This is a genomic window from Pseudomonas sp. DCB_BI, from assembly GCF_026240995.1.
GTDB lineage: Bacteria > Pseudomonadota > Gammaproteobacteria > Pseudomonadales > Pseudomonadaceae > Aquipseudomonas.
In genome coordinates, this window is record NZ_JAPFCG010000005.1 from 155,346 (window position 1) to 169,717 (window position 14,372).

At 63.4% G+C, this 14,372-nt stretch carries 20 protein-coding genes; 6 read left to right on the forward strand and 14 right to left on the reverse strand.

The window, feature by feature from the left end:
- Positions 1 to 6: 6 nt before the first annotated feature.
- The gene (locus tag OO258_RS07570; protein WP_266029656.1) at positions 7 to 315 is read left to right on the forward strand and encodes a hypothetical protein; all 309 of its coding nucleotides are present in this window, start codon (positions 7 to 9) and stop codon (positions 313 to 315) included.
- A 66-nt stretch (positions 316 to 381) separates the two neighbouring features.
- Here the strand turns inward: OO258_RS07570 and OO258_RS07575 are convergent, their stop codons facing one another.
- The 3 genes from OO258_RS07575 to OO258_RS07585 all read right to left on the reverse strand — a co-directional run bounded on the left by OO258_RS07575 (position 382) and on the right by OO258_RS07585 (position 1,380).
- Positions 382 to 597, reverse strand: coding sequence for a hypothetical protein (locus tag OO258_RS07575; RefSeq protein WP_266029558.1), 216 nt, complete (start codon positions 595 to 597; stop codon positions 382 to 384).
- A gap of 158 nt (positions 598 to 755) precedes the next feature.
- Positions 756 to 968 carry a hypothetical protein gene (locus tag OO258_RS07580; RefSeq protein WP_266029559.1) on the reverse strand — a complete coding sequence of 71 codons (213 nt, stop codon included), beginning with the start codon at positions 966 to 968 and terminating at the stop codon, positions 756 to 758.
- Between the two features lie 97 nt (positions 969 to 1,065).
- Positions 1,066 to 1,380 carry a hypothetical protein gene (locus OO258_RS07585; protein WP_266029560.1) on the reverse strand — a complete coding sequence of 105 codons (315 nt, stop codon included), beginning with the start codon at positions 1,378 to 1,380 and terminating at the stop codon, positions 1,066 to 1,068.
- Between the two features lie 248 nt (positions 1,381 to 1,628).
- On the opposite strand from OO258_RS07585, the gene OO258_RS07590 reads away from it, so the two are divergent.
- On the forward strand, positions 1,629 to 1,988 hold the full coding sequence (locus tag OO258_RS07590; protein ID WP_266029561.1) for a hypothetical protein: 360 nt from the start codon (positions 1,629 to 1,631) through the stop codon (positions 1,986 to 1,988).
- 51 nt (positions 1,989 to 2,039) lie between these two features.
- Here OO258_RS07590 and OO258_RS07595 read toward each other — a convergent pair whose 3' ends face one another.
- Complete coding sequence (locus tag OO258_RS07595) at positions 2,040 to 3,275, reverse strand: NADH:flavin oxidoreductase/NADH oxidase family protein (RefSeq protein ID WP_266029562.1); 1,236 nt, start codon at positions 3,273 to 3,275, stop codon at positions 2,040 to 2,042.
- Between the two features lie 131 nt (positions 3,276 to 3,406).
- Positions 3,407 to 3,607: a hypothetical protein gene (locus OO258_RS07600; protein ID WP_266029563.1), complete on the reverse strand. Its 201-nt coding sequence runs from the start codon at positions 3,605 to 3,607 to the stop codon at positions 3,407 to 3,409.
- A 336-nt stretch (positions 3,608 to 3,943) separates the two neighbouring features.
- Between OO258_RS07600 and OO258_RS07605 the strand changes: the two genes are divergently transcribed.
- Both OO258_RS07605 and OO258_RS07610 read left to right on the forward strand, forming a co-directional pair.
- Complete coding sequence (locus OO258_RS07605) at positions 3,944 to 4,744, forward strand: lipopolysaccharide biosynthesis protein (RefSeq protein WP_266029657.1); 801 nt, start codon at positions 3,944 to 3,946, stop codon at positions 4,742 to 4,744.
- Positions 4,745 to 4,815: 71 nt separating this feature from the next.
- Positions 4,816 to 5,316 carry a methylated-DNA--[protein]-cysteine S-methyltransferase gene (locus OO258_RS07610; RefSeq protein ID WP_266029564.1) on the forward strand — a complete coding sequence of 167 codons (501 nt, stop codon included), beginning with the start codon at positions 4,816 to 4,818 and terminating at the stop codon, positions 5,314 to 5,316.
- Positions 5,317 to 5,320: 4 nt separating this feature from the next.
- On the opposite strand, the gene OO258_RS07615 is transcribed toward OO258_RS07610, so the two are convergent.
- From OO258_RS07615 to OO258_RS07625, 3 genes are all read right to left on the reverse strand, one after another.
- Positions 5,321 to 5,563, reverse strand: a complete 243-nt coding sequence (locus OO258_RS07615; RefSeq protein WP_266029565.1) for a hypothetical protein — start codon at positions 5,561 to 5,563, stop codon at positions 5,321 to 5,323.
- A complete protein-coding gene (locus OO258_RS07620; protein ID WP_266029566.1) occupies positions 5,560 to 6,303 on the reverse strand; it encodes a carbon-nitrogen hydrolase family protein in 744 nt (247 codons plus the stop codon). Before OO258_RS07620 ends, OO258_RS07615 begins: the two co-directional genes overlap by 4 nt.
- A 75-nt stretch (positions 6,304 to 6,378) precedes the next feature.
- Entirely contained in the window at positions 6,379 to 6,894 is a 516-nt protein-coding gene (locus OO258_RS07625; protein ID WP_266029567.1) for a DUF3016 domain-containing protein, read from the reverse strand.
- 75 nt (positions 6,895 to 6,969) lie between these two features.
- On the opposite strand from OO258_RS07625, the gene OO258_RS07630 reads away from it, so the two are divergent.
- Complete coding sequence (locus tag OO258_RS07630) at positions 6,970 to 7,695, forward strand: metallophosphoesterase (protein ID WP_266029568.1); 726 nt, start codon at positions 6,970 to 6,972, stop codon at positions 7,693 to 7,695.
- Here the strand turns inward: OO258_RS07630 and OO258_RS07635 are convergent.
- On the reverse strand, positions 7,643 to 8,257 hold the full coding sequence (locus OO258_RS07635; RefSeq protein ID WP_266029569.1) for a LysE family translocator: 615 nt from the start codon (positions 8,255 to 8,257) through the stop codon (positions 7,643 to 7,645). The two genes, OO258_RS07630 and OO258_RS07635, sit on opposite strands and share 53 nt — an antisense overlap.
- Positions 8,258 to 8,353: 96 nt before the next feature.
- Positions 8,354 to 9,169: a helix-turn-helix transcriptional regulator gene (locus OO258_RS07640; RefSeq protein WP_266029570.1), complete on the reverse strand. Its 816-nt coding sequence runs from the start codon at positions 9,167 to 9,169 to the stop codon at positions 8,354 to 8,356.
- A 130-nt stretch (positions 9,170 to 9,299) separates the two neighbouring features.
- Here OO258_RS07640 and OO258_RS07645 point away from each other — a divergent pair, with 130 nt between their 5' ends.
- Positions 9,300 to 9,923: a LysE family translocator gene (locus tag OO258_RS07645; RefSeq protein ID WP_266029571.1), complete on the forward strand. Its 624-nt coding sequence runs from the start codon at positions 9,300 to 9,302 to the stop codon at positions 9,921 to 9,923.
- On the opposite strand, the gene OO258_RS07650 is transcribed toward OO258_RS07645, so the two are convergent.
- From OO258_RS07650 to hbdH, 4 genes are all read right to left on the reverse strand, one after another.
- Positions 9,920 to 12,424 carry an autotransporter outer membrane beta-barrel domain-containing protein gene (locus tag OO258_RS07650; RefSeq protein ID WP_266029573.1) on the reverse strand — a complete coding sequence of 835 codons (2,505 nt, stop codon included), beginning with the start codon at positions 12,422 to 12,424 and terminating at the stop codon, positions 9,920 to 9,922. The genes OO258_RS07645 and OO258_RS07650 overlap by 4 nt on opposite strands.
- A gap of 112 nt (positions 12,425 to 12,536) precedes the next feature.
- Entirely contained in the window at positions 12,537 to 12,812 is a 276-nt protein-coding gene (locus OO258_RS07655) for a peptidylprolyl isomerase (RefSeq protein ID WP_009686637.1), read from the reverse strand.
- A gap of 155 nt (positions 12,813 to 12,967) precedes the next feature.
- Positions 12,968 to 13,447 (reverse strand): serine protease inhibitor ecotin, encoded by a 480-nt coding sequence (gene eco / locus OO258_RS07660; protein WP_266029574.1) that lies wholly within the window; start codon positions 13,445 to 13,447, stop codon positions 12,968 to 12,970.
- A 55-nt stretch (positions 13,448 to 13,502) separates the two neighbouring features.
- The gene (gene hbdH, locus OO258_RS07665; RefSeq protein WP_266029576.1) at positions 13,503 to 14,273 is read right to left on the reverse strand and encodes a 3-hydroxybutyrate dehydrogenase; all 771 of its coding nucleotides are present in this window, start codon (positions 14,271 to 14,273) and stop codon (positions 13,503 to 13,505) included.
- Positions 14,274 to 14,372: the final 99 nt, after the last annotated feature.

Below are 14,372 nucleotides of genomic sequence, written 5' to 3' on the forward strand. Positions count from 1 at the left end.
GCCGAAATGTTCATCGGGATGCCGACGCATTTCTGGGTGCTGCCGGTTGCTGGCCTGGTCGCCTTCTATGGCCTGAAGTTGTCCGCAAGGTTCCGCAGCCGCGCCACCTTGCTGCAAGCCTCTACGTACCTGTTGCTGGTGGCGCTGGCTGTGTTGCCCAACGGCTTGTATGCCTTGTTTCCGCCAGCGCCCGAACCTGACGTGCTGTTGAATCACGCACCGTTGCCCAACTATGCAGGGCGCTTTTACCTGGATGCGTTCTATGTATTCAGCGGCTGGGCGCTGAGCAAGGTCGTGAAGCTCAAGTTCAGTTAAGGCAAGGCATCTGCCCGCGTATGGGGGATGCGCCCCCCATACCGGGTAGATCAGCGCTGTCGGGGATCAAACTCCCTCGATGTCATCGATGCGTGCGGCGACGGTGCGCAACTCGTCCGCAACCCCATCGATTGACTTGATGTGCGCCGTGACGTCGATTTGACTTTGTGAACTTCCGCGGGCCTCCATGAATTTGGCGTGGCCGCTCATGGCCTGGCTGAGCTGTTCCAGGTGGTCAGCAGTCTTCACCAGGTCCGACTTGATGCTGTGAAGCGTTTCCATGGTGCTAAAGGCCTTCCTTGATAGTTGCTTCAACGAGCCTGTGAGCATCGCCTCAGGGCAGGTGCGGGCGCAACTATTTTGTACAAACCTTCAGCATTGAATAACCCGCAGCGAAGTCATTGGCGATGCCCCCTATCGGCGGGGCTCGGCCCCAGCATTCAAGGGCGCGGGTCAGGGGAAAGGTCATTGTCCAGCACAGCGGTAACAGAGCTGCTGCCATCAATCGCCAGCAATCCAACGCTTGGCTTCGCTTGTGTTTTCACTTCGGCTACGGGGATGTTGTCCAGCCCTCTGAACACAGTGACGTCACCCACCGTTGCGAGACTGTCGTTGTTATAAAAAAAACGCGTCATCTTGGGTTCAGTATTCATGCGCGGGGTCCTGGGCAGGTCAGTGGAGCTACCACTTTCCCAGGCGTTATGGGTCTACGCTACTGGCAGAAATATCAGGTGGCCGTGTCACACAGGCTCAGGCTTCGTCCAGCAGTCGCTCTGGGCTGAAGAAAAACGAGGCGACCATCACCGCGCTGATGACACCCAAGGCATCGGCAAGGAACAGCCGCAGGGCGTTGGTATCGCCAGGCACCAGGTGCTTGCCCAACGCAAAGTCCACGCCATGCGGGAACCCGGCAATCAGCAGCAACATGGCGGCCAGCAGGACTGAGAGCAGCTTCATGTAGGTGCTGCCGAACGCCAGGCAAAAGGCCCAGAATACGAAGATGCAGCACACGGCAAGGCCGGTGGCGGTTGCATATTGGGCGAGTAGTTCCAGCCACCACAGCATGGGATTCTCCTGGGAAACGAGCGCGCGGGTCGATGAAATCACCAGGCTGGCCAGCCATTGCCTGGAGCTATTGCTAATCAGAAACAGGGCAACTTCATTTCGTTCCCAACGTTGAACCAAATAATGGCTGTTTCAGGGTTGTAGTGAACTCGCCGCGGTGTCGTCAGGTGGTCGGTTTTATGTGAATTGCGCGCAAAGGTTGCAGTAAGACATTGGTGGATTAGAAACTTGGCGCAACCCCCGCTAGAATGCAGCCTATTCTTGACGGCCAATTGCAAATGTCTATTTTTCGTATCTGGATTGCTTCTGCACTCATCACCAGCCTTGCCGGCTGCGCAACCCCAGGCAAACCTACTGCCAGCAAGCTAACCAAAAAGTCACCCCAGCAGTACGCCGCCTGTGTCCTGCCAAAATGGCAGGCGCTGGCCCCCCAAGCCACGCAAAAGTCGATTGCCCACGGCTATCGGCTGACCGCCTCCAGTGCCGTGGCAAGTGACGATGTGCTGGACGTGGTCGACGCTCGCGAGGGTAGCCGCGCGACCTTCTATAAGGGCAGCTTCCTGTCTGGCGACAAACTGCGCCAGGCTGCCAAGGAATGCCTGGACTGAGGCAGGCGGGGGTTGCGTCGCGATCGGGGCGCAGAGCGCCCCGGTTTCTATTCAACCGACTCGGCTTTTCATCCTGTGCCTGTACTGCCTTACCCGCAGCCAGGTGCAGGTCTGCTCTAGCAGCAAGGCCCGCAGGGGCGACGCCTGCGCCTTGGGCCTGTTGCCTGCGGCCAGCCGGCGCATGTGCAGCTTCACCAGGGCCATGTAGGCCAGGGCAGCCAGTGCCTTGCGTTTCCAGCGAATGGGTTGCAGCCCAGCGCTGGCGGTCGTCTCGCCATTGTGCCAGCGCCGGGGCAGGGCAGGCTCGACAGCCAGTGCCGTGGCCATGCCGGCCATGGCCACGCCGCTCGCGAGCACCTGTTCGACCACCGCCAGGCGGCGAATACCGCCGGTGACCATGACCGGCATCCTGGCGATGGCGGCGATTTCCCGGGCAAACTCCAGGAAGTAGGCTTCGCGCGCCAAGGTGCGGCCATCGCGTGCGTCGCCCTGCATGGCCGGTGCTTCGTAGCTGCCGCCTGAGAGCTCCACCAGGTCCACCGGCAACTCATTCAGCCACACCACCACCTGGCGCGCATCCGCCGGTTCGAAGCCACCACGCTGAAAGTCTGCCGAATTCAGCTTCACTGCCACGCCAAAACCGGGTGACACCACCTTGCGGACGGCCCTGACCACTTCCAGCAGTAGTCGTGCGCGGTTTTCCAGGCTGCCACCCCAGCGGTCCTGGCGCTGGTTGCTCAAGGGCGACAGGAACTGGCTCAGCAGGTAGCCGTGCGCGGCATGGATCTGCACACCACTGAAGCCGGCCTGTTCGGCCAGTGCAGCGGTCTGCGCGAAACGCTGGATCACGGCTGAGATCTCGACCTCGTCCAGCGCCCTGGGCAGTGGGAACAACCGGGACAAGCCGCCCATATCGAGGGCAACGGCCGATGGCGCCACGGTGGGCTGGCCAAGGTTGGCCTGCATCTGCCGCCCTGGGTGGTTGATCTGCATCCAGAACTGCGCGCCGTGGGCGCGGCCTATCCGCGCCCATTCGCGAAAACGCTGCAGCGGCTGGCTGGCGTCGAGCACCACCCCGCCAGGGCCAGTCATTGCACTGGGGTCGACCATCACGTTGCCGGTCAGCAACAGCCCGGCACCGCCTTCGGCCCAGGCCTGGTACAGGCGCAACAGTTGGTCGGAAGGGGTCTGGTCCGGGTCGGCCAGGTTCTCTTCCATCGCCGCCTTGGCGATGCGGTTGGGAATGATACTGCCATTGGGCAGGTGCAGCGGCTGGAACGGCGTCATGGCGATCTCCGGAAAAGGGCTGCCACGCAGTGCGTGGGCCAGGTTCCGGAGAAGGCTAAGCTTGAAGTCAACTTCAAGGTCAATAGGTAAATGAACCGTGGCGCCCATCATGTGGGCGCTCCGACGGTTGATCACCTGTCCCGTCTGTTCATCTGCTCACACTGTACCTGCGCATCCGTCCGACTCGGATAGCTGGGTTTGAGTCGTTCCTTGGCTTGATTGTCGTAGATGTCGAACCCGCCACAGACAGTCGCGGCGTAATACCGGCTGCCGATCCGGAACGACTCCTTTTCGATCGGCACAGCGGGAACGATAACGAATCTTGGTTGCATGTTTCGTGCCTCCCCAGGCAGAGACTTAAGTATTAGTCTCACCCTGGGTAGGCATCAAGCTGGCTCATGAATAATTGACGGCTTCGACAGGCGGGTCAGCTGGATGGCGCTGAAAATAACGGGTTGCCAGCGGCCGTCCGTCGCCTGGCTGGGGGTTGTCGGCCTTCATCACCCACAAATCCCGCCAATCAAGGAATTGGCGGTTGATTAACGTCCAGCCTGGTAAAGTTGGGTAAAAGCGGCCACGGCATATACACGGCACACCACTGCGGTTTGCACTGCCCAGTTCAAGATGCCATGATTGTGGTTTGCACTGTGCTGTTGAAGATGCCATTGATAAACATACTTCCGTCGCAGCCACGTGCTGAACGCGGGGCGTTCTCCAGTTTCGAGGCGTGTCGTAATACTCAGCAGGGCCCCGTGGTCATACTGGCCTCGGGCGCTTCTGCCAAGCATTTCCCATTGCGCGAGTTCGCGCATCTGCCCATCATCGCCATGAATGGCTCGGTCGCCATGACCGCCGAACATGGCATCAAGCCGTTCTTCTATGTGTGCACCGACAAGAGCTTCCGCGAACAACAGCCGGCCCTGTTCGCCACTGCCGTGCGCGACAGCGAACGCCTGGCACTGTGGCCCGAGCAGTATGCGGGTATCGAAGTGCCAGCAGCCACTGAGTGTTACGCGTTGCACAAAGCCGAAACGCCGGGCCTGCTGGACGGTTTGCGCGGCCATGGTGACAGTTGCGTCTGCAACCGCGCGCTGTGGAGCAAACGCAGCCGCTCGATTGCCTTCAGCAAGGACCTTGCCCAGGGTTTCTTCGATGCCCGTACGGTGGCGTATGTGGCCTTGCAACTGGCCTATCACCTGGGCTTCGAAAAAGTGTTGCTGGTGGGGGTAGACCTTGACCAGAGCGCCGGGCGCTTCTATGAAAACAACCAGGGCCAAAGCTCGCCCTGCGGGCTTGACCAGCACTGGGACAGCCGCATCCTGCCTTCGCTGACGCTGATGGCCCGCGAGGTGGTCAACGAGCACTTTCATGTCTACAACCTGTCGGCGACTTCGCGCATTCCCGCCGAGTTGATCCCCAAGGTCAACCTGAGCCAGGCGCGACGCATCGCCGGCTGCGCGATGGGTTGAGCAAGAAAGCGGATGCAGGAAAGACTGTGGATGCGTACAGTGGGTTCATCGCAACCTGCGGGAGCCCGCCGATGTCCAGCGCATTCACCTTCATGCAATCACCGGTCGGTACGCTGACCCTGGTGGCCCGCGGCAATTGCCTGGCTGCCGTACTGTGGCAGGAGGAGCGGGAAAACCGCGTGCGCCTGGGCGCGCTGCACCGTGACGACGGGTGCCCGGTACTGCTGGAAACTGCTCGCCAACTGGGTGAATACTTCGCCGGCAAGCGCCAGCGTTTCGAGTTGCCACTGGACTTTGCCGGCACTGGCTTCCAGCGCCAGGTGTGGGCCGCGCTGCTGGCGATACCCTTTGGCGAAACCCGTAGCTATGGCGACATCGCCCGGCAGATCGGCAACCCCAGCGCGGTACGTGCGGTGGGCGCTGCCAATGGCCGCAACCCGATCTCGATCATCGCACCCTGCCACCGTGTCATCGGCGCGTCGGGCAGCCTGACCGGCTTTGCCGGTGGCCTGGCGGCCAAGCAGTACCTGCTGGCGCTGGAGGGCCGGCAAAGCCTGGCACTGGACCTGTAAGCCGTCAGCCGAACCCGCTGGCGAGCAGGCAGGCCACGATCGCCAGCGCCGAGCCTGCCATCAGGGTGTATTGCCGGTGGGCCCGCCTGGCATGGGCACTGACTTCGCGCAGGTATTCGCCAGGCGTGGGCGCATCGGGCCGGTGGCGCAAGCCATCGGCCACATCGGCCAGTTGCCCCTGAATGATCAAGCCGACCAGGTAGTAGGTACAGGCATAACTGAGCAACGCCAGAATCAGATAGATCATGCCGGGTGCGGGGCCATGGGCAGGGCCACTGCGCTGGCAGCGGTGGTGTCGAGCATGACCAGCCCTTCATTCTGGTCATCCAGGCTGGCCAGCAACCGGCCCTGGCTGTCCCAGGCCGCCGAGCCGCCCGCGCCAATGAACGTGTCGGCCGGCCCCACGCAGTTCGCCATCAGTACCGGCATGCCCAGCTCGCGCGCCACCTCGGGGTAATGCGCATATCCCTCGTGTATGCCCTTGGCGGTTTTTGCCACGCTGACCAGGTACAGGTCGGCGCCGTGTTCATGCGCCGCAGCAGCATGCGCCATGAACATGGATTCGTAGCAAATGGCAGGTGCGATGCAGTGCTGGCCCACGGTCAGCAGCAAGGGTTGGTTACCAGGGGTGAACCAAGGCAACTCATCGTCATGCAGGCGCCGCTTGGTATAGGCCTGACGCGGCGCGCCGGGGCTGAATATCGGCATGCCGATACGTATGCCGTCGAGTGATGGCAGTGGCAGGCCCGCCGCAATGGTAATGCCCAGGCGATCACAGGCTGCCTGCAACGGGTCCAGACGTGTGGACGTGATCGGCAACGCGACCTGGCGCGCGATGCCTGGTTCATAACCGGTCAGCGACAATTCGGGGAATACCACCAGTTCGGCCCCCAGTGCTGCTGCCTGCTCGACGCAAGCCAGATGGCGCTGCAGGTTGCCAGGCAAGTCGCCTTTGAGCGACGCCAGTTGTACGGCGCAAAGTTTCATGTGGACCATTCCCTGGTACAGGTTGAAGGGCCGAGCATACTATCGGCACCAACACCTGTTCCAGTGAAGGCTTTTTCAGGAAGCCGCGTGGGCGCCGAAGCGTTGGCGGAACCAGTCGTCGAGCATGGCCTTTTCCGCAAACAGCCGGTCGCTGCTGCTGGCAGCACGGCCCGGGCGGCTCAGGTACATCTTGTCGCTGACGCGTTCCTCAGCCTGCTGGTCGGGCTTGCCTGGCTGGCTGAGGGTGTAGCTGAGCTCGATGGTCGGCCAGGTGATCTCGCGCATGAAGCGTACATCGTAGGCCTGGCTGTGCCATGGCTCGAAGCGCCCCGCCAGGTCGATGTCGCGGATCACGATGACCAGTCGTTCGTCGGCGGGGAGATAGCGCTGGCCGAGCTTCTGCAGGTATTGGCCAAGGGTTTTCATGACATAGTCGTCGGCGCCGCGGGCGTATCCGTGGCTGTCGAGGCTGGCATCACGGAATGTTTCCGGGTGGTCGAAACGCACCTCGACCTGCGCGGGCGGGGCAGCTTGTGCCATGCTGTCCAGTGACAGCGCCAAGAGCACGGCACACACGAAGGCGGTACGCATGATGCACCTCCGGGGCAGATTGCGTGAGCCTTCATTTTACCCCTGCCGTGGTGGCGCCAGCAGAGGAAGATTGTAATGGGACGGTTTCGGCGTCTGATGGCCAACCTGCGCGGAAGGGACCTTGCAGTGGGCGATATCCATGGCCACTTCCAGCGCCTGCAGCAATGCCTGGATGCGGTGGGCTTCGATCCGGCCGTAGACCGCCTGTTCAGCGTGGGCGACCTGGTTGACCGTGGGCCGGACAGCGGGGCGGCACTGCAATGGTTGGCGCAGCCGTGGTTCCACGCCGTGCAAGGAAACCATGAGGCGCTGGCCATTACCCGCGTACGCGGCGGGCGGCTCGACCTGGACATGTACCGCGCCGCAGGGGGCGGATGGTTTCTTGACCTGCCGCGCAGCGAGCAATTGGGTTTCGTCGAGCGCTTCGAGCAGTTGCCGGTTGCGATAGAGGTTGAAAGTGCGGCGGGGCTGGTGGGCCTGCTGCATGCCGATAGCCCGTTTGCCGATTGGGCCGAATTGCGACACTGGCTTGAACTGCATGACGACCCCAAAGTAAGGGAAGTGTGCCAGTGGTCGCGACGACGCCTGAAGGTGGAGGATAGCGCGCCGGTGCAGGGGCTGCGCGCCTTGCTGGTTGGCCACACGCCGGTGCGGGAGGCCAAGCTGCTGGGTAACGTTTGGCACCTGGACACCGGTGGCTGGGCCAGTGGGCATTTTACCTTGATGGACATGCGCACCCTGCAGCTGGTCACCCCAGGGCCAGGTGACCCAGCAGCACCACCGCCAACAGCACCAGCATGACCCCGGAGGCCCGCTCCAGCCACGCCAGGCTGCGGGCGAAACGCGTAAGTACCCGCTGGTTGCCGATGGCCATGGCCACCAACAGGTCCCACAGCAGCACGACCCCGAACATCCACAGGGCGTAGGTCGCTTTCCAGGCGACGCTGGCACTGGCGACCATGCTGGCCAGGCTGGCATAGAACAGCGCGTTCTTGGGGTTGAGGATGCCAGACAGCAAACCCATGGCAAACCCTTGCCACCAACCCTGAACCGCTTGCTTGCCGGCGACTGCCCCCAGGCTGGTCTGCCCGGCATGGCGCAGGAACAGCACGCCGATGTACAGCAAGTAAGCGGCGCCGGCCAGTTGCAAGGTGGTGAACAGCAGGCTGCCCTCTTGCAGTACCGACAGGCCGGCAAAGGCCATGGCGATGAACGCGGCATTGGCCAGGGCGATCCCCAGGCAGGCGCCGCTGGCGATACGCCAGCCGCTGTTGACCGAGGTGCGTGCGACCAGGAAAAAGTCCGGGCCTGGCGAGAGCAGGGCGAGGAAGTGGGCGAGGGCGATGATCAGGAACTGTTGCATGGGCCGGGCTGCTCTGCGGAAAAACCGCAGTCTGCTGCCCGGCCGGTTGGGTGTATTGAAGAAAATTGCATGGGGTTGCGCGGCGGCTGCGCAGCCCTATCGAGGTAAACCCCGATACTGCCCCGGCGTTACGCCCACATGCGCCTTGAACACCCGCTGGAAATGGCTCTGGTCGGCGAACCCGAGCTGGCAGGCCACATCCGCCAGGGCCTGCCCCTCACCCAGCAGCTGCCGACCACGGTTGATCCGCGCGTTCAGGAGGAAGGCATGCGGGGTAAATCCGGTGGCCGCACGAAACGCACGGATCAGCTGATAACGTCCAAGCCCGGCGCCCCGTGCCAAAAGCTCCAGGCTGAGCTGCGCCGGGTCCTGGCCTTCGAGCCGCGCGATCATCCCGCTCAAGGCCGTCGCCGCCAATGCCGGCGCAGGCGGCAGCGGCGGCTGTGCGGAATAGTCCAAATCCCCTAGAAAGGCAATCAGCGCGGCGTCTTTCTCGCTGTGGCTGGCGCCGGAAAACAGCAAGCTGTTCAGCTCACAGAACTGCCTGTACACGCCGGGCTCCCGGCAGATACGCGCTGGCTCGCCCGCCCCGGCACCGCGCAACCCCGACTCCAGGCGCAATTGCGTCAGCCACGCGGCATCCACATGCAGCATCTGATAGCTCCACGCGTGCCCAGGGGCAGGGTTGCAGGCGTGCACACGGTGAGCCGGAACCAGCACCAGGGTGCCGGGTGTCAAGCGCTCCTGCCCGTCGCCCGCACCGCTGAAATGGCTCAGGCCAGCATCCACCGCGCCGATGGAAAATGTTGGGTGGCTGTGGGCCTTGTAGCAGGCGCGGCTGTGGCAGGCGCGACGGCTTTCGACATGCGGCAGGGCTGGGTCACGCCAAAGCAAGGCATGGGAACGGGGCATCATAGGGTCCTCGGTGGCGTTGCCAGCGTAACAGCTACCAGGTACCCGTACAGTTTTTGTCGCTGGCTGTAGCTTGACCCCATGGCCCGGCAACGCCGAAATAGACGCCTGTTGCACGAGGAAAACAACAATGGACCTTTCAAGCCTGCTGCTCTTCATCCCTGCCTGCTTTGCCCTGAACATGGCGCCGGGGCCGAACAACCTGCTGTCGCTGCACAACGCCAGCCGCTACGGCCTGCGTACCGCCTGCGTGGCCGGCGGCGGGCGCATCCTGGCCTTCAGCGGCATGATTGCCCTGGCGGCCATGGGCCTGGCGGTGGTGCTGCACACAAGCGAATACCTGTTCCTGGTCATCAAGGTGGCGGGCGCGGCGTACCTGTTCTATATCGCCTGGCAACTGTGGCGCGCACCGGTCGGTGAGGCCGTGATCGCAAGCGATCACCCTCGCGGCACCTGGCGCCTGGCACGTCAGGAATTCTGGGTAGCGGCTGGCAACCCCAAGGCTATCCTGATCTTCACCGCCTTCCTGCCACAGTTCGTTTCGGTTGGCAGTGCCACCCCTGTGGGTGAGCAGTTCCTCTGGCTGGGCGTGCTGTTCCTGTTGCTGGAGTGGGCGGCCATCGCTATCTACTCGGGCCTGGGCGCCTACCTGCAGCGCTGGTTCAGCCAGCCTGGCCCACGGCGCATGTTCAACCGGGTCAGCGCCGCCCTGCTGGGCTGCGCCGGCCTCGGTCTGCTGGCAGCGCGTCGCTAGAACTGCCAGCGCAGGCCCAGGTTCACGCCGCTGGCTTCCTGCTGGCGGCTGTCCAGGTTGGCGGTGTATTGCACGCCGCCCTGTAGGCTAAGCGCCGGATTGACCTGCGCCACTACACCGCTTTCCAGTTGCACCGAGGTGTAGCGGTAGTCGGTCTTGATCTTGTCGACGTCATCGAAGGTCAGGGTGTCGCGGCCACCGTCGGCGTGCCACAGGTTGACCTGCGCATAGGGCTGCAACAGGCGGTCGCTGCTCCCTTTGAACGTGCCCTCCAGGCGCATCCCCAGCCGGCCGGTCAGCTCCACCTGCGCATCATGGCTGACGCGCGAGACGCTGTCGTTGGCGCTGTCGAGCGAGACCTTTTGCGCAATCAACTGGGCCTGCGGTTCCAGGCTCCAGCGTTCGGACAAGGCAATGGGGTACCCGGCCTCCAGCGAAGCGGTCCCGGCATGGCCGTCGATGTTCAGCTTGTCGCCCCGCTCGGAACGGGCCCGGCCGTCGAGGCGGGTGTACTGCACCACGGCATCCAGGTACGCGCCTTGCGGCCCGACCAGCGTCCAGTAGCCACCAACGCTGTCGCCCTCGAGCTTCAGGTCGCCGACACTGCGGTCCTGTACGGCCAGCGCGAACCCTTTGACGTCGGCGTCCAGGCGGCTATGGCTGACATAGAGACCGACGTGCTGGCGATAACCGCTTTCGCCAACCTTGGCATACAGGTCCTGGCCGACCTTGAAGCCGTACAGGTCGCCATCCAGGCTCGGGCTGACCGTGCCGCTCCATTTCTGGCGCAGCGTGCCGCCGTACGCCTGGCCCCAACTGGCGGGCAGAGCGCCTTGGCCTTGCATTAACTGTTGGTCGCCCTGGCGCTGGTGGAACGTGCCCAGTGCCTGGCGGGCGATGATCGCGGCGCCCCTTGGCGCAGCGGCATACACCGGCACTTCCGGGCGATACAGCGGCAGGCTTTCGCCGGGTACCGGAGTCGGCAGGTCGGCCTGGCCGGGTGCCGGTGCCGCGACCGGTGGGGTGACGGCTGGGGCGATGACGGGGGGCTCGCCCGGTTCGGTCGGCTGGGTCGGCTCGCCCGGTTCGGGCACTGGGGCAGGGGCGGGAGTTGCGACCAGGGTCGAGCGCAGGTACCAGCTGTTTTCGCTGCCCGCGGTCACGCCCCCTTTGAACAGCCGGTAGTCGTAGGCCCCAGCCGACAGGGTCTGGGTCTGGACGAAGGCCGTGGTGGTGCTGGTGGCGCCATCACGGGCTTCGACCACCTGGATGCCATTCTGAGCAGTCGCTGCACCAGCGCCATTGAGGTTGTTGATGAGCAGCTGGGTGGTGCCGCCAATGGCACCGCGGCTGACGACCAGGCGGTCGGAGGCGGCGCCATCACCGGCCAGCACGCTGTTCAGGCGCAGGGTGCCGTTGTTGCCGGTGTAGTCGCCCTGGATGTTCAGGCGGCCTTGGGCATCATTGCCGCTGGTAAGGTCGAGCGTACCAGCGTTGCTGACCGAGACACGCGCCCCCGTGGCGAACGGGGTGATTGCGCCTTGTCGCGAGGTGAGGGTGCTGCTGGCGTCGATGGCGATACTGCCAGTGCCGCTGTTGCTGTCACCCAGCACCAGCGTGTCATCCAGTGCGAGCTGGCTGCTGTCGTTCAACGCCAGTCGCTCCCAGTTCGCATAGCGGGCGCCCCCCGTTGCCTGGCTGGCCGCGAAGGTGAGGCTGTCATCGCCGTCGCCGCCATCGAGGGTGATAGCAAGCGCCTCAGTGTCGAGCCCTTTGAGCAGGGCCGTGTCATCACCCGGCCCGGCATCAACTCGCCCGGCGATGCGACCACCGTCCCAGCTGAAGCGGTCATTGCCGGTGCTCAGTAACACATCGCCGCCTACCTGGCCGCCATGTACCAACACCTGGTCATCGCCGCCGCTGACGCTGATGTTGCCGCCGATGCTGCCGTCGAAGATTTCCACGTAGTCTTTGTCGAAGGCGGTGATGACGTTCCGGTCCACGCTGCCGCCCCGCATGATGAAGGTGTTCTCGTCGAGGCGCATGTTGACGTTGCCGATTCGACCGCCGTCCATTTCGGCATGGTCGCCGCTGTCGAACGTACCTTTGATCCAGCCACCGCTCATGTGAAAAGTGTCCAGGCCATCGCCCTGGTTGAGGTTACCTTCGATGACGCCGCCGCTCATGACGAAATCATCGATACCAGAGCCCTGGGTGACACTGCCACCGACACTGCCGGCGGCCATGTCGATGCTGTCTTTGCCAGCACCGAAGGTGACATCGCCGGCAATTGTTCCGCTACCGGATGCCGGGAACACCAGGCGGTTATCGCCATTGGTGTCCACCAGCGAGGGTGTACTGCCGCTGTCACAGGTGTACGTATCGTTACCGGCGGTGGGCGTAAAGGTACAGGCCGCTTGAGCGGCAGGCAGGGCCATGCCCAGCAATGGGAGTGAGCCAAGGGTCAGCATCAGGCGTAGACGCATCGGGAAAGCCTCCATTCTCCAGAGAATCCCGCGCGTCATACAGCGCACGCAGGGTTAGCGGGGTTGTATAGAGGTGTGCGTCAAGGCCACAACTGGCAAAAATGTCAGGTGGCACAGGGCCAGTGCGTTAGTCGCGGTAAAAGGTTTGCACCAGGTGGTAGCCGAACTTGCTTTTGATGGGCCCGTGTACCACGCGCAGCGGCTTCTTGAAAATGACCTGGTCGATGGCTCCGACCATCTGCCCGGGGCGGACTTCACCCAGGTCACCACCACGCTTGCCCGAGGGGCAGGTGGAGAACTTTTTCGCCAGCACGTCGAAAGCCTCGCCGTTGGCGATGCGCTGCTTGAGCTTTTCGGCTTCGTCAGCGGTCTTTACCAGGATGTGGCGGGCTTGGGCTTTCATTGGGGTACCTGTGCTTCTTGGGGCAGAAAAGGGGGCATTATGCCTAATCCCGCGCCCAGCGGCATCCCACCGCCAAAGCGCAGGCGTACAACCTTGCAATCTCCTGCGGGGCGGGCGGGTCGCGTAGACGCCCGCCGGTCACGGGGGGCTGCGCGTTACTCTACGTTAGCCTGTTGCACGTCCTGCGATGCCGACCACACGCGATAGCGCACCTCGATGTCCTTGGGCACATACACCACCACGGGCAGCTTGCTGTTGTAACGCAGCATGAAGCCTTCGCCAACCACCGGGACGAAGGCTTTGGACTTCTTGCTGTCCGGGCAGGCCATCAGGGTGCTGACCGGGCCGCTGACCTTGTCCAGGCGGTAGTAGTTGTAGCCCCAGCCTTCCAGTGTACGTTCCTCGAGGCTGCCGCCCAGGCGCTGGTGATTGCAGTCCACCTCCAGGGTTTTGCCGGCGAGGATTTCCAGTTGGTAGGCCGATTCGTCAGCCTGGGCCGGCAGGTGGATGACCTGGCGCGTGAAGCCTTTTTCCGCCTCGGGGTAAGGCGCGACGTCCTTCAGGCTGGCGGCTGAAGCGGGCGCAGCCGCCGCCAGGGTGAGGGCCAGGATCGCGGTGATTGGGGTAGGGCGCATAAGGCCTCCTTGCAGATAAACGAATGCGAAACCACCACCAGGCCCAGGCCGCCCGTCACTGGGCCAACCAGCCACCATCAACGTTCCAGGCAGCGCCGCGAACCTGGCTACCGGCTTCGCTACACAGGAATAATACCAGCTCACCCAAGTGTTCAGGGGTGACGAAGGCCAGCGACGGTTGCTTCTCTGCCAGCAGCTCATGCTGAGCTTGCAGAGGGTCGCCACCGTTGGCAGCACGATCGTCAATTTGCTTCTGTACCAGCGGGGTGAGCACCCAGCCCGGGCAGATGGCGTTGCAGGTGACCGGGCTGGCGGCGGTTTCCAGGCCGACCACTTTGGTCAGGCCGACCACGCCATGTTTGGCCGCCACATAAGCGGCCTTGCCGGTCGAGCCGACCAGGCCATGTACCGAGGCGATGTTGATGATGCGACCCCAGTTGCGCGTGCGCATGCCCGGCAGCGCCAGGCGCGTGCCATGGAAAACGGCAGACAGGTTGAGGGCAATGATCTTGTCCCAGCTTTCCACCGGGAATTGATCGACCGCCGCCACATGCTGGATACCCGCGTTGTTGACCAGGATGTCGACACCACCGAACTCACGCTCGGCCAGGGCGAACAGTGCCTCGATCTGGGCTACATCCGACAGGTCTGCCGGGTGGTGGATCACCTTCACCCCGTGCCGGGCGATGTCGGCCAGCGCCGCTGCCGGGTCGCCAAAGCCATTGAGTACGATGTTGGCGCCAGCCCGGGCCAGGACCAGGGCGATACCCAGGCCGATACCGCTGGTGGAACCGGTGACGAGTGCAGTCTTGCCGTTGAGGGTCATGCAATGCTCCTTGGACAATGCCTGTGGCGTAGAACGTGGCGATGACCACGCACACTGCCAGGGTCTTGATCAGGGTAAAACCAAAATGCACGGTGCAGC